The 14,474-nt window shown below is 61.7% G+C and carries 12 protein-coding genes; 7 read left to right on the forward strand and 5 right to left on the reverse strand.

Annotated elements, in window-relative coordinates; genetic code table 11:
* Window positions 1–43: 43 nt before the first annotated feature.
* The 3 genes from mgrA to ACM6JM_RS02310 are packed head-to-tail and all read right to left on the reverse strand — an operon-like array spanning window position 44 to window position 4,667.
* Window positions 44–1,081, reverse strand: coding sequence for an L-glyceraldehyde 3-phosphate reductase (gene mgrA / locus ACM6JM_RS02300; RefSeq protein WP_039764563.1), 1,038 nt, complete (start codon window positions 1,079–1,081; stop codon window positions 44–46).
* Between the two features lie 39 nt (window positions 1,082–1,120).
* Window positions 1,121–2,440, reverse strand: coding sequence for an LLM class flavin-dependent oxidoreductase (locus tag ACM6JM_RS02305; RefSeq protein WP_103385571.1), 1,320 nt, complete (start codon window positions 2,438–2,440; stop codon window positions 1,121–1,123).
* Window position 2,441: 1 nt separating this feature from the next.
* Window positions 2,442–4,667 carry a TonB-dependent receptor gene (locus ACM6JM_RS02310; RefSeq protein ID WP_414881244.1) on the reverse strand — a complete coding sequence of 742 codons (2,226 nt, stop codon included), beginning with the start codon at window positions 4,665–4,667 and terminating at the stop codon, window positions 2,442–2,444.
* Between the two features lie 206 nt (window positions 4,668–4,873).
* On the opposite strand from ACM6JM_RS02310, the gene ACM6JM_RS02315 reads away from it, so the two are divergent.
* Window positions 4,874–5,911, forward strand: a complete 1,038-nt coding sequence (locus ACM6JM_RS02315; RefSeq protein WP_414881245.1) for a LacI family DNA-binding transcriptional regulator — start codon at window positions 4,874–4,876, stop codon at window positions 5,909–5,911.
* An 87-nt stretch (window positions 5,912–5,998) separates the two neighbouring features.
* A complete protein-coding gene (locus ACM6JM_RS02320; protein WP_007952727.1) occupies window positions 5,999–6,259 on the forward strand; it encodes a hypothetical protein in 261 nt (86 codons plus the stop codon).
* Window positions 6,260–6,282: 23 nt separating this feature from the next.
* Here the strand turns inward: ACM6JM_RS02320 and betT are convergent, their stop codons facing one another.
* Both betT and epsC read right to left on the reverse strand, forming a co-directional pair.
* Window positions 6,283–8,244, reverse strand: a complete 1,962-nt coding sequence (betT, locus tag ACM6JM_RS02325; protein ID WP_414881308.1) for a choline transporter BetT — start codon at window positions 8,242–8,244, stop codon at window positions 6,283–6,285.
* 408 nt (window positions 8,245–8,652) lie between these two features.
* Window positions 8,653–9,579, reverse strand: coding sequence for a serine O-acetyltransferase EpsC (gene epsC, locus ACM6JM_RS02330; RefSeq protein WP_007952730.1), 927 nt, complete (start codon window positions 9,577–9,579; stop codon window positions 8,653–8,655).
* 190 nt (window positions 9,580–9,769) lie between these two features.
* Between epsC and ACM6JM_RS02335 the strand changes: the two genes are divergently transcribed.
* The 5 genes from ACM6JM_RS02335 to ACM6JM_RS02355 all read left to right on the forward strand — a co-directional run bounded on the left by ACM6JM_RS02335 (window position 9,770) and on the right by ACM6JM_RS02355 (window position 14,459).
* A complete protein-coding gene (locus ACM6JM_RS02335) occupies window positions 9,770–10,774 on the forward strand; it encodes a D-cysteine desulfhydrase (RefSeq protein WP_039764555.1) in 1,005 nt (334 codons plus the stop codon).
* A 245-nt stretch (window positions 10,775–11,019) separates the two neighbouring features.
* A complete protein-coding gene (tcyJ, locus tag ACM6JM_RS02340; protein ID WP_064592710.1) occupies window positions 11,020–11,820 on the forward strand; it encodes a cystine ABC transporter substrate-binding protein in 801 nt (266 codons plus the stop codon).
* A complete protein-coding gene (gene tcyL / locus ACM6JM_RS02345; RefSeq protein ID WP_007952735.1) occupies window positions 11,820–12,485 on the forward strand; it encodes a cystine ABC transporter permease in 666 nt (221 codons plus the stop codon). Before tcyJ ends, tcyL begins: the two co-directional genes overlap by 1 nt.
* A 4-nt stretch (window positions 12,486–12,489) precedes the next feature.
* On the forward strand, window positions 12,490–13,239 hold the full coding sequence (gene tcyN / locus ACM6JM_RS02350; RefSeq protein ID WP_064382730.1) for an L-cystine ABC transporter ATP-binding protein TcyN: 750 nt from the start codon (window positions 12,490–12,492) through the stop codon (window positions 13,237–13,239).
* Window positions 13,240–13,694: 455 nt separating this feature from the next.
* Window positions 13,695–14,459 (forward strand): hypothetical protein, encoded by a 765-nt coding sequence (locus tag ACM6JM_RS02355; RefSeq protein WP_414881246.1) that lies wholly within the window; start codon window positions 13,695–13,697, stop codon window positions 14,457–14,459.
* Window positions 14,460–14,474: the final 15 nt, after the last annotated feature.

Raw genomic sequence — 14,474 nt, forward strand, 5'->3', positions numbered from 1 at the left:
GGGCTGAATTCCCACGCGGAGCGTGGGAACGATCTGTGTGTCGTTATTCTGCCGTCGAAGGCTTCTCCCAAAGATTAATCCCGCCCTCCTGAGCAAACCGGTCAATCTCCGCCAGTTCCTCAGCACTGAAACTCAAATTCTTCAACGCCCCGACGTTCTCGATAATCTGCTCCGGTCGGCTCGCGCCAATCAGCGCCGAAGTCACCCGAGGATCCCGAAGTGTCCACGCCAACGCCAGTTGCGCCAGGCTCTGCCCACGACGTTTGGCGATCTCGTTCAACGCCCGCACATGAGCAATGTTCGCCTCGGACAAATGCGAAGCCTGCAACGAACCACCACCCGGACGATTGACCCGCGCATCCGCCGGCACGCCGTTGAGGTATTTGTCGGTCAGCAGGCCTTGCGCCAGCGGGGTGAAGGCAATCACGCCGGTGCCGAGCTCATCGGTGGTGTCGAGCAGGTCCTTTTCCACCCAGCGGTTGAGCAGGTTGTACGCCGGTTGGTGAATCAGCAGCGGCACTTTCCACTCTTTGAGAAACGCGGCGATCTCGCGGGTTTTCACTCCGGAGTACGACGAGATGCCGATGTACAGCGCCTTGCCCTGCTGCACCGCCGTGGCGAGGGCGCTGGCGGTTTCTTCCAGCGGGGTGTCCGGGTCGAAGCGGTGCGAATAGAAGATATCCACATAATCCAGGCCCAGGCGTTGCAGGCTTTGGTCGAGGCTGGCCAGCACGTATTTACGCGAGCCGCCGCCCTGGCCGTAAGGACCGGGCCACATGTCCCAACCGGCCTTGCTGGAGATGATCAGTTCATCGCGGTACTGCTTGAAGTCTTCGCGCAGCAGACGACCGAAGTTGATCTCGGCGCTGCCGTAGGGCGGGCCATAGTTGTTGGCCAGGTCGAAGTGGTTGATGCCCAGGTCGAAAGCCGTGCGCAGCAACGAGCGCTGGGTGTCGATCGGCGTGCTGTCGCCGAAGTTGTGCCACAGGCCCAGGGACAGCGCCGGCAGCACCAGACCGCTGCGTCCGACGCGGCGGTAAGGGATGGAGTCATAGCGGTTTTCGGCAGCGGTGTAAGTCATCGAATCCTCTCTTGTCGGTCTTGAATCGGGTGTCGATTGCTACGCAAATCTATTGCCGGGCCGGGCCAGGCCAAGGTTCTGGCGCAAGGTCCGGCCCTCGTATTCGATTCTGAACAGCCCACGCCGTTGCAGTTCCGGGACCACGCCATTGGCGAAGTCTTCGAGCCCGCCGGGCAGGTGCGGCACCAGCACATTGAAGCCGTCCGCCGCGCCCTGCTCGAACCACTCCTGCAAGCGGTCGGCAATCTGCGCCGGAGTGCCGACGACGCTGTAATGCCCGCGACCGCCAGCGATTCTGCGACCCAGTTCGGCCAGGGTCAGATGTTCTCGGCCGGCCAGTTCGGTCAACAGTTTCTGTCGGCTTTGCTGGCCGCTGTCAGTCAGCGGCAACTCCGGCAGCGGCCCGTCCAGCGGGTACTTCGACAGATCGAAGTTGCCCAGCATACGCCCAAGAAGGGCGACGCCAACCTCGGGTTCGACCAATTGCTGAAACGTTTCACATTTTTCCTGCGCTTCGGCTTCCGTCTGCCCGACCACGACAAATACGCCGGGCATGATTTTCAGCGAATCGGCACTGCGTCCGTACTTCGGCAAGCGCCCCTTGAGGTCGGCGTAAAACGCCTGGGCGCTGGCCAGTGAAGTCTGCGCGGTGAACACCACTTCGGCGGTCTGTGCAGCCAGTTCACGTCCGGTTTCCGACGAGCCGGCCTGCACGATCACCGGCTGACCCTGTGGCGAACGCGCGACGTTCAGCGGGCCCTTGACCCGGAAGTGCTCACCGACGTGATCCAGCACATGCAGTTTTTCCGGGTCGTAATACGCGCCAGTGACCTTGTCGCGAATGAAGGCATCGTCCTGCCAACTGTCCCAGAGCCCGGTGACCACCTGATGAAATTCCCGGGCGCGGCTGTAGCGTTCGACATGGCCGATGTGTTCGTCGCGGCCAAAATTCTGCGCTTCGGCGGCGTTGTCCGAGGTCACCAGATTCCACCCCGCTCGCCCGCCGGACAGGTGATCGAGCGAAGCGAACTTGCGCGCCACGTGATACGGCTCGTTGTAGCTGGTGGTGGCGGTAGCGATCAGGCCGATGTGCTCGGTCACCGCGCTCAAGGCCGAAAGCAAGGTCAACGGTTCGAAGTGATCCGAACGGGCCATGCGGCTGGCGATGTCCTGGGTCGGCGCAGCGACGCTGTCGGCGACGAACAGGGTGTCGAACTTCGCTGCCTCGGCAATCTGCGCCAGGCGTTTGTAATGGGCGAAATCCAGTCCCGCGTTGGCCGGAACGTCCGGATGACGCCACGCGGCGACGTGGTGCCCGGTGGCCATGAGGAACGCGCCGAGTTTCAGCTGTCTGCTCATCTCAGAAGTCCTTGCGCAGTTGCACGCCGAAGTAGCGCTCGTCGTCGCGAGGCACGGCGCGGTAGATGTAGTTGCCTCCGCTGGCGAGCAGCGGCGAATAGGACTTGTCGGTGAGGTTCTTGCCGAGCAACGCCACGCGCCAGCCGTTGGTGTAATCGGCCAGAGCCACGCTGGCGTTCCAGAGGCCGTAGGCGCCCTGCTTGGTGTCGGCGTTCTGGCTGATGTCGTACTGCACTTCGCTCTGCCAGCTGTAGTCGGTGCCGAGTTCGATATCCAGGCCGTTATCCAGCGGGATGGTGTAGTCGGCGCGCACGTAGCTTTTCCAGTCCGGGCTGAACGGCAGCGGTTTGCCGTTGACGTTGCACGACGCCGCCGCGCCCGCCGGGCAGGCGAACTCGTCGATGCGGGCCCGGGTGTAGGCCAGCGCGCCGGAGAACTTCAGTTGCTGAGTCGCCTGCAGGGCGAAATCAAGTTCCACGCCTTCGGTGCTGACGCTGCCGGCGTTGATCAGGCGCGTTACGACTTGCCCGGCGACGGTGTCGAAAAAGTTAGCCTGGTAGTTGTCGTAGTCGCTGTGGAAAACCGCGAGGTTGGTGGTCAGGCGATTGTTCCAGGACGAGGCTTTGATCCCCGCCTCCCAGGTGTTGGAGGTTTCCGGTTTCAGCGCTTCGGTATCGCGCGGCTGCATGTTGAAGAACACGTTGTAGGCCGGGCCTTTGTAGCCGCGCGAGTAGGTCAGATAAGTAGTGACGGTATCGCTCAGATCGTACTGCAAACCGAGCCGACCGGACCAGCCATCCTCGTCCACCGAACCGGAGCTGCGGGTGGCCGGTTGAATGCCGCTGACGGTGGTGGCGGAAGTGGAAACGCGACGGTGATCGTATTCCAGATCGTCGTGGGTGTAGCGCAGGCCGGCGATGCCACGCAAGTCCGAGGTGAAATTCAGCGTGCTCTCGCCGAACACCGCGTAGCTGTCGCTGGTGGTGCTGTAATCGGCGACGCCGCGATCAGTCCGCGTGGTGGTGGTCAGCGTGCGCTGATAGGTTTCCTCGTCCTTGCCGTGCATGTAGAACAGGCCGCCAACGTATTCGAGGAACTCGCCTTTCGGCGAGGCCAGACGCAGCTCCTGCGAGTACTGGTCGAAGGCCAGATCGCCCTTGTCCGCCGTGCCGGGGAACGCCGCCGTTACCGTGCCGAGGCGGTCGCCGTCCTGATACTGGGTGTTGTCCCAGCCACGCCACGCGGTGATCGACGTCAGGGTGTAATCGCCCAGTTGCCAGTCGAGCTGGCCGGACAGGCCCTTGTTGGTGTCCTCGACGTGGGAGCGGGTGTCGGTGTTGATGTCGCGATTGTGGCTGGTGGCACTGACCGGGCTCAACGCATTGGCGAAGGCCGGGGTCAACGACTTGGTCACGACGCCGTTGGGGCCGTCATCGTGGGACTGCATGTAGTCGGCGATCAGGGTGAAGGTGACGTCGTCGTTCGGGGTGAATTCCAGTTTGCCGCGCACGCCGCGATGGTTGTAGCCGTTGACCTCCTGACCGTTGTGCTGGTTGTCGACGTTGCCGTCGTAAGTGCCGAACAAGGTGCTGATCGAGCCCTTGAGCGTGTCCGGAATCAGGCTGCCACCGATGCCGAACCGGGTGCGGCTTTCATTGCCGCTGTAATACGACTGATCGATGTAGCCGTGGGTCTCGGCGGTCGGCGCCTTGCTGGTGATGTTCAGCACGCCGGCCGAAGCGTTCTTGCCGAACAGCGTGCCTTGCGGGCCGCGCAAAACTTCGACGCGTTCCAGGTCCAGCAGATCGAGAGTGGACTGGCCGGGACGGGCGTAGACCACGCCATCGATTACCGTGGCCACGGTCGGCTCGACGCCCGGCGAGGTGGAAATCGTCCCCACGCCGCGCACGAACAACGAGGTGTCCTTGTTCGATGCGCCGGTGCGGAAATTCAGCGACGGCACTTGCTGGACGATGCTCGCCACGCTGTTGCGGTTGTCGCGCTCCAGCTGCTCGCCGTCGATCACCGATACCGCCACCGGCACTTTTTGCAGCGACTCTTCGCGGCGGGTGGCGGTGACCGTGACGGACTTGAGTGTCGGCTCCTGATCGGTGCTGTCGGCGGCGAACGCGACGGGCAGCGGCAGCGCGGCCAGCCCGGTGAGTAGCCAGCCCGCAGCGCTGATCGATTGCGCCAGTTTGTGTGTCGCCCCAGGAATGTTGTGCATGTTTGCCCGCTCGAAAAGTTGCCCTGAACCGCTGCCGTTCTGCGACGACAGCGCCTGTCTCGGTGTCTTGGGCATTCGCTCGAGCGAGTAGCAGACAACGCGCTTTGTTAGCGCTAACATCGCCAGTATTGGCAAGCCGGACATAGACCGTCCAATACTGAAAAATTACTTTTATATGCGTTTTGGTTTTTAAGAAGGATCGAGCCTTGAGCGAAGAAAAGCCCCGCAAACGCCGTGGCGCCGGTCGCGTGACCCTCAACGCGGTGGCGCGCCAGGCCGGTGTTTCGGCGATCACCGTGTCGCGCTATTTCAACCAGCCGGAACAGGTCTCGCCCGAACGCCGCGAGCGCATCGCGGCGGTAGTCGCCGAACTGGGTTATGTGCCGAATCTGGTGGCTGGCGGACTCGCCTCTGCACGGGGAAAAATCGTCGGCATGGTGATCCCGAATATTTCCGGGCCGATCTTCGCCAACACCATTCAGGGCTTCAGCGACACCCTCAGCCGTCACGGTTATCAGCTTCTTCTGGCATCGAGTTACTTCAGCACTGAACAGGAAGAAAACGCCGTGCGGGCCTTCCTCGGCTGGTCGCCGGCGGCGCTGGTGGTGACCAGTCACTTCCACAGCGCGGGCACAGAAAAGATGCTTGCCGAAGCGGATATCCCGGTGATCGAAACCTGGGATTACCAGCCGGATCGCGAGCCGATGCAGATCGGTTTTTCGCACTTTGAAGTGGGTGTCGGCGCCGCTCGTTATCTGCACAACAAAGGCTATCGACGCATCGCCTTCGTGCAGAACAGCGCACCCGGCGACTTCAGCGCACTGGAACGCCGCGACGGCTATGCGGCGACCGTGCGTGAGTTGGGCCTGGAACCGTGGGTGTTCGCACCGGACGCCGATCGCGCCCCATTCGAGGCCGGCAAGCAAGCAATGGAAGCGCTGATGAACGCCTCACCCCGCCCGGACGCGATCATCTTCGCCAACGACAACCTCGCCGCCGGCGGCCTGCTGGCCGGACAACGCGCCGGCCTCAAGATCCCCGAAGACTGCGCCGTCCTCGGTTTCGGCGACTACCCGTTCGCCGAGATGCTGCTGCCGAGCCTGAGCACCATCAAACCGCCGGCGCTGGAGATCGGTGTACTGGCAGCGACGCGGGTGCTGGAAAGCCTTGGCGTGTTGCCGAGCGATGAGGTACAGCGGTTGAATCTGCTGCAGTGCACGGTCATAGAGCGGGAAAGTACCTGACGAATATGGCGTGGGCGGGTTTGGCTATGCTCTAAATGAAACCGCGAAGGCGCCCGACCAAACACTGACTATGCCGCAGGCCTCCCCATGCACACCGCAATCATCATCTTCTTCGGCCTGATCCTGCTGGCGCTGATGTTTTACATCGGCGAGCGCATCGGCTTCAGTCGGCAGACGCTGGCCTATGGTTTCGCGGCGTTGTGGCTGGCGTTGACGGTGATCAATGGTGCGGTCGGCGTGGTCCACGCCGGGCAGCCGTTGGGGTCGGAAATTGCGATCGGCAGCGCCGTGTATGGCGTGCCGCTGGCGGCGATGGTGTTGTTCATGGTGCTGAGCGCCGAGACCTGAATCGTCCCGGCGCCCTGCCCCGATCAACGTACCAGATGCAGGAACTGCATGTGCCGTTCGTACTGGTCGAGGATGTCGTTGATGATCTGCTCTTTCGTGTAACCGACCAGATCGTAGTCCTGACTGCCCTCGCTCAAGTGCACCTCGGCACGGTAGTAGCGGCGATTGTTGAGCTGCTTGGAACCCATGCCGCCACGGGCGAACGACGGCGTGAAGTAGCCGCGCATCTGCACCTGATAGATGAACGGATGCTGCTCGCCGTGACCGATTTCCAGGCTGACGCTGTCGTGTGCCGGGTCCGGTTGGGTGACCACGTTCAGGCCTTTCTCGGCGAACACGGCCGTCACTTCTTCGATGGCCGGTTTCACCGTGGTGTCCATGAAGCGGTACACCTCGTCGCGCGACGGGAAGTGCACAGCCTGGCTCAAACGCTGACGCCAGCCGCCCTTGCCACGCCGTGAACCGGAGACCGGCGCCAGGGAATGCAGTTGCGCGATCTGCTTCTGCGACTCCAGATAGAACGCCTTGTGCAGGCCCCACATCATCAGCAGCAAGATCATCGAGAACGGCAACGAGGTCAGCACCACCGCCGACTTCAACGCATCGATGCTGCCGGAGAACAACAGTGCACTGGTCACCAGCGCGGTCATCGCGCCCCAGAACACCCGCAGCCATTTCGGCCCGTCTTCATCCGGGTTGCCGCCCTTGGCCGACAGGGTCGAGAGCACCACGGTGCCGGAGTCGGCGGAGGTGACGAAGAACACGAAGCTGATGAACACCGTTACCGCGATGACGGTTTTGCTCCACGGGTAGGTTTCCAGCAGCAGGTAAAGGGTCATCGACGGGTTGTCGAGGGCCGACATGCCCAATGCTGACATACCGTGATTGAGCACCTGGTCGATGGCGCTGTTGCCGAAGATCGACATCCACGCCAGGGTGAAACCGAGCGGAATCAGCAGCACGCCGAAGACGAATTCGCGGATGGTCCGGCCACGGGAAATCCGTGCGATGAACAGGCCCACGAACGGCGACCATGCAATCCACCAGGCCCAGTAGAACACCGTCCAGCCGCCGAGCCAGTCGCTCGGTTTGTCGTAGGCGTAGAGGTCGAAACTCTTCATCGGCAACGCGCCGAGGTAGTCGCCAAGGTTCTGGATCAGGGTGTTGAGCAAATGCTGGGTGGGGCCGGCGAACAACACGAACAGCAGCAGCGCGCAGGCCAGCAGCATGTTGATGTCGGACATGACCCGCACGCCTTTATCCACACCCGAGACGGCGACGATGATCGCCGCGCCCATCATCAGCGTGATCAGGCCGACCTGAATCCACTGGGTGTGGGCGATGCCGAACAGGTAGTCCAGACCGGAGTTGAGATGGAGCACGCCGAAGCCCATGTCCGCACCGAGGCCGAACACCGTGGCGATGATGCCGAAGCCGTCCACCGCGTAGCCGATGGGGCCGTTGATGCGTTTGCCGATCAGCGGATACAGCGCCGAACGCAGGGCCAGTGGCAGGTTGTGCCGATAAGCGAAATACGCCAGCGCCATGCCGACGAAAGCGAACACGCCCCAGCCGTGCAGGCCCCAGTGTAGAAACAGAATCTGCATCGCCTGACGCGCCGCGTCCGCCGTGCCGGCCTCGCCTTGCGGCGGCTGAAGCATGTGGGTCAGCGGTTCGGACACGCAGAAGAAAAACAGCGTGATGCTGATCCCGGCGGCGAACAGCATGCCGGCCCAGGACAGGTAACTGAATTCGGGTTCGTCGTGGTCGGCACCGAGTTTGATCTTGCCGTAGCCCGACAACGCGGTAACCACCACGAAGATCAGATACAGGGTCATGGCGAGCATGTAGTACCAGCCGACCGTGTTGGCCGCCCAGTTTTGCGCTTCGAGAAGCCAGGCGCCGGCCTGTTCCGGCATGGCGATGAGTGTCAGGCCGAACAGCAGGATCACCGTCGCGGCGAACCAGAACACCGGCGGATTCATGCGCACCAGACCGCTGGCGGGGGTAGACGATGCACTCATGAACGGTGCACCTCAAGGGGTTGGAAAATGGCTGAAATGATCGGACTCAGCAAAGGCAAGCCTCCTGTTGTGAGCGGGCAGCGAACCGCCGGTTTAACTTGAATGAACGTTCAAGTTAAACATGGATAGCGCGCCAAGGACTAATCGCAGGGCTCAGCGGTACCTTTCGTACGCTAGCTCAAGAGGGGGTATGACGCTGTGGCGAGGACGATCGTTCCCAAGTGATCGTTCCCACGCTCTGCGTGGGAATGCCGCCCTTGACGCTCCGCGTCATATTGCAGGCCACTCTGTAATTCGGGGGACGTCCGGAACGCGGAGCGACCCTGGAGGCGTTCCCACGCAGAGCGTGGGAACGATCAGGTGTAATCGTTACTTCTGCGTCCCGTCGTCATGCTGCAGATTGGCTTGGGTCAGGTTGCACCCGGCCGGCACGCTGCGGGTCAGCCACACGTTGCCGCCGATGGTCGAACCCTTGCCGATGGTGATCCGCCCGAGAATCGTCGCCCCGGCGTATATCACCACGTCGTCCTCGACGATCGGGTGGCGTGGATGGCCTTTCTGCAACTGGCCGTCCTCGTCCGCCGGGAAGCGCTTGGCGCCGAGGGTCACCGCCTGATAAATCCTGACGCGCTCGCCGATGATCGCGGTCTCGCCGATCACCACACCCGTCCCGTGGTCGATGAAGAAACTGCGGCCGATCTGCGCGCCCGGATGAATATCGATGCCGGTCGCCGAGTGGGCGATTTCCGAGCTGATCCGCGCCAGCAGCGGCAGGCCTGCGCGGTACAAATGGTGGGCCAGACGATGGTGAATCACCGCCAGAATCCCCGGATAGCACAGCAGCACTTCATCGACGCTGCGCGCCGCCGGGTCGCCGTGGTAGGCGGCCAGCACATCGGTGTCGAGCAAGCTGCGCAGGCCCGGCAATGCGAGGGCGAAATCCTGGATGATCCTGATCGCCTGCGCCTCGACCTCAGTGTCGGCCTGGGCACTGTGACGGGCGACGTAACGCAGTTCGAGTCGTGCCTGGGCCAGCAGTGCATTCAAGGCGACATCAAGGGTGTGGCCGACGTAGAAATCCTCGCTCTCCTCACGCAGATCAACCGGCCCCAGTCGCATCGGGAACAATGCCCCGCACAGGGCTTCAAGGATCTGCGCCATCGCGTCACGGGACGGCAACTCGCGCCCGCCCTGCTCGCCGGAAGCACGGCCATTTTGTGCCCGCCACTGATCCCGCGCGGTACGCAGCTGGCTGACGATGGTCTGCAATTGCCAATGGCTGGAACGCTCGCTCACGGTAAAGACTCCTCACGGGCGGCCGGACTGTCTGGCCGCGTCAACGGCGACTACTTTACGGCAACCCCATCGGGGCGAATTAAGAACCGATAGTGCTGGACTAAGCACATTTGGCTATAAGCGATTGACGGTTGCCCCGGTAAATCGGCGTGCCTATAGTCCGGTGATCTTCCTCCGCCAGTACGGAACCATGTCCACACAACCGATCAAACAACAGCTGCAACGCTTCAACCGCCTCGACCTGCTCGGCCAACCGACCCCACTGGAAAAGCTCGAGCGTCTGTCCACCTGGCTCGGCCGCGATGTCTACATCAAACGCGACGACCTGACGCCGCTGGCCATGGGCGGCAACAAGTTGCGCAAGCTCGAATATCTCGCCGCCGATGCCCTCGCCCAAGGCGCCGATACCCTGATCACCGCTGGTGCACTGCAATCGAACCACGTTCGCCAGACTGCCGCGCTGGCCGCGAAGCTAGGCCTGGGTTGCGTAGCGCTGCTGGAAAATCCACTGGGCACCGACGACAGCAACTACACCGGCAACGGCAACCGCCTGCTGCTGGACCTGTTCGACACCAAGGTCGAGCTGGTCGACAACCTCGACAACGCCGACGAACAACTGGCCGCCCTTGCCGTGCGCCTGCGCAGCAACGGCAAGAAGCCGTATCTGGTGCCGATCGGCGGCTCCAACGCCCTCGGCGCGCTGGGTTACGTGCGCGCCGGTCTGGAGCTGGCAGAGCAGATCAAGGACACCGGCCTGCAATTTTCCGCCGTGGTCCTGGCCTCGGGCAGTGCCGGTACCCACAGCGGTCTGGCGCTGGCGTTGAGCGAAGCCCTGCCGCAACTGCCGGTGATCGGCGTGACCGTCTCGCGCAGCGAAGAAGATCAGCGCCCGAAAGTCCAAGGCCTGGCCGAGCGCACCGCCAATCTGTTGGGTGTGGCGCTGCCGGACAGCTTCAAGGTCGAGTTGTGGGACGAATACTTCGGCCCGCGTTACGGCGAGCCGAATGCCGGAACGCTGTCGGCAGTGAAACTGCTGGCCAGCCAGGACGCCGTGCTGCTCGATCCGGTCTACACCGGCAAGGCCATGGCCGGGTTGCTCGACGGCATCGGTCGCGGGCGTTTCGACGACGGCCCGATCATCTTCCTGCACACCGGCGGCGCCCCGGCGTTGTTCGCGTACAAGGATTTTCTCTGACGCGCTCGTTCCCACGCGCTGCGTGGGAATGCATCCCGGAATACGAAAAACAGATATTCCACAGATGAATAACAAACGGAAAATTCATTATTTTCCATTCTAAAAGAACCGTCATATAGTCTCGCCGCAGGCGAATTTCGCGAGAGACGCATAAGCTGCTTTAAGGCAGGATAGCGCTGTCGTCCAATTCCCGGATTCGCCAACTTTCCTTAAGCGTCTTCCATAAGAAAACACAGGGGCTTGTCATGATTCTTTCCGCACTACGTCGAAATCTGCTGGTAGGTTCGCTGGGCCTGGCACTGAGCGCCGGTCTGATCAGCAGCGCCGTTGCCGGTGAACAACTGCAACAGATCAAGGACAAAGGCGTTATCAACGTCGGCCTGGAAGGCACTTACCCACCGTTCAGCTTCGTCGATGCCGACGGCAAGCTGTCGGGTTTCGAAGTCGAACTGTCCGAAGCTCTGGCCAAGAAGCTGGGCGTGAAGGCCAAGATTCAGCCGACCAAATGGGACGGCATCCTCGCGGCCCTGGAATCCAAGCGTCTGGACGTCGTGGTCAATCAGGTGACCATTTCCGACGAGCGCAAGAAGAAGTATGACTTCTCCGAGCCGTACACCGTTTCCGGGATTCAGGCGCTGGTACTGAAAGACAAGGCCGCCGCGCTGAACATCAAATCCGCCGCTGACCTGTCCGGCAAGAAAGTCGGCGTGGGCCTGGGCACCAACTACGAACAGTGGGTCCGCGCCAACGTGCCGGGTGCCGACGTGCGCACCTACGACGATGATCCGACCAAGTTCGCCGACCTGAACAACGGCCGTACCGACGCGATCCTGATCGACCGTCTGGCCGCACTGGAATACGCCAAGAAAGCGCCGAAAACCGTCGCCGCCGGTGAAGCCTTCTCGCGTCAGGAAGCCGGTATTGCCCTGCGCAAAGGCGAGCCTGAACTGCTGGCCGCCGTGAACAAGGCCCTCGACGAACTGCGTGCCGACGGCACCCTTGAGAAGCTGTCCACGAAATACTTCAACGCTGACGTCACCCAATAATGGAAGAAGCTTTCCAACTCGCACTGGACTCCGCGCCCTTCCTGTTGAAGGGCGCGTACTACACGGTAATCCTCAGCCTCGGCGGCATGTTTTTCGGCCTGCTGCTGGGCTTTGGCCTGGCGTTGATGCGCCTGTCGCGTTTCAAGTCGGTCAGCTGGCTGGCCCGCATCTACGTGTCGTTCTTTCGCGGCACGCCGTTGCTGGTGCAACTGTTCGTGATCTATTACGGCTTGCCGCAATTGGGCATGGAACTCGACCCGCTGCCGGCGGCGCTGATCGGTTTCTCGCTGAACATGGCCGCCTACGCCTGTGAAATCCTGCGGTCCGCGATCGGTTCGATCGAACGCGGCCAGTGGGAAGCCGCCGCGAGCATCGGCATGACCCGCGCGCAGACCCTGCGCCGGGCCATCCTGCCGCAGGCGATGCGCACGGCCTTGCCGCCGCTGGGCAACAGCTTCATTTCGCTGGTCAAGGACACCGCGCTGGCCGCCACCATTCAGGTGCCGGAGCTGTTCCGTCAGGCGCAGCTGATTACCGCCCGGACTTTCGAAGTCTTCACCATGTATCTTGCCGCCGCGCTGATCTACTGGATTCTGGCCACGGTGCTGTCGCACTTCCAGAACAAGTTGGAAGAGCGGGTCAATCGGCACGACCAGGAGTCCTGACCCCATGATTGTCGTGGAAAAACTGACAAAGCAGTTCAAGGGTCAAGTCGTGCTCAACGGCATTGATCTGGAGGTGAAGGAAGGCGAGGTCGTGGCAATCATCGGCCCCAGCGGCTCGGGCAAGACCACATTCCTGCGCTGTCTGAACTTCCTCGAGGAACCCACCAGCGGCCGGATCAAGGTCGGCGAGATCGAGATCGATACCAGCCGCCCGTTGAACCAGCAGCAGAGCCTGGTGCGCAACCTGCGCCAGCATGTGGGCTTCGTGTTCCAGAACTTCAACCTGTTCCCGCACCGCACCGCCCTGGAAAACGTCATCGAAGGCCCGATCGTGGTCAAGAAGACGCCCCGCGATGCAGCCATTGCCCTGGGCAAGAAGCTGCTGGCCAAGGTTGGCCTGGCGGGCAAGGAAGACGCCTACCCACGGCGCCTGTCCGGTGGCCAGCAACAGCGCGTGGCGATTGCCCGGGCGCTGGCGATGGAGCCGGAAGTGATCCTGTTCGACGAGCCGACCTCGGCCCTCGATCCGGAGCTGGTAGGTGAAGTGCTGGCGACCATCCGCGGCCTCGCAGAGGAGAAACGCACCATGGTGATCGTCACCCACGAAATGGCGTTCGCCCGTGATGTGGCCAACCGCGTGGTGTTTTTCGATAAAGGCGTGATCGTCGAACAAGGTGAAGCGAAAGCGTTGTTCGCCAATCCGAAAGAAGAACGCACTCGACAGTTCCTCAGCAAGTTCAGAAATAACGGCTGACCTGTAAACTTTCCGGAATACAAACTTCCATGGATGGAAGTTCTACTTACACCTCCCGACAAAACTTGATCAAGCGATTGCAGAATATATATATACGTCCTGCAACAGACTCGACATGATTAAAGTGCGCGCCCTCGAATTTCCCACTGCGCGATCCAATAGCTGCCAGAGCACGCAAAGCCCGGCAGATACCGTGGTTCAATTCGCCATACCAGATAGGTAGAGTGCTTTACCACTGTAGGAGAATTCTGATAAATCCGTAATTCTGCAATTAACCAACCCCGTCCATTGACAGAACTTCCGGCGAACTTTTATCTAGTCACTTATCGCAACCCGCCACATCAAAAAGACCAAATAACGATTGGCCGAAAGACCCCGTATTTATTACCGGGCAATTCTGGCCATTTGAACTTTCAGAAACGGATTTCGCTGCAAGGCTTCAAGGAGAGGATTTCATGACCCGCACTTCGCCTATCCCCGAACTGGCCGCGCCGAGCCTGGCGCCATCCCAGAACAACGGCATCAACCTCGCGGCAGCGGCTCAGCTGCTGGTCAATGTGCCGCCCTACCCGGACATGGATACGGGCGACCTGATCGAACTGTTCTGGAACAACTGCTACGTCGCTTCTCACATGCTGACAGCGCAGGACGTCGCGACCCCGGTCAGCCTGCGAGTGCCGGAGAGTTTTATCGCCAGCGGCTCGTCATGCATCCACTATCGGGTCATGCGGGTAGGTCACGGCCCATCGTTGTCGGCAGCCGCGCGGGTCACAGCCAAGCTCGACTGCCCCGGCGGGCAACCACCGGCGGTGTGCGGTGACGAAAACCAGCAACTGGCCCCCGTGACCCTGCCCGAGACCATTCGCCGTCAGGGCGTCAACGCAAACCAGATCAGACGCGGCGTGCCACTGACCATCGAGCCGTATCTGAACATGGCCGAAGGCGATGCCATCACCTTGCGCTGGGGCGATGTACGGATGGATCTGGCACTCATCACCCCGGCCGATATCGGCAAGCCGATTCAGGTCTGGGTGCCGCCGGCAGTCATCACCGAGGCCGGCGAGGATCTGCGGCTGGACGTGACCTACTGCATTCTCGACCGGGTCGGCAACAACTCGCGCTGGGCACCGCCGCGAACGCTGAAGATCGGTTGCGTGAATCCCTACCTCAAGGTGCCGCTCAAGGAAACGCTGAAGGCGGCAGAGCCACAAAAGAAATGAGCCAAAACGGTCGAT

It is taken from the genome of Pseudomonas sp. IT-P2 (assembly GCF_949767575.1).
Lineage (GTDB): Bacteria > Pseudomonadota > Gammaproteobacteria > Pseudomonadales > Pseudomonadaceae > Aquipseudomonas > Aquipseudomonas pharyngis.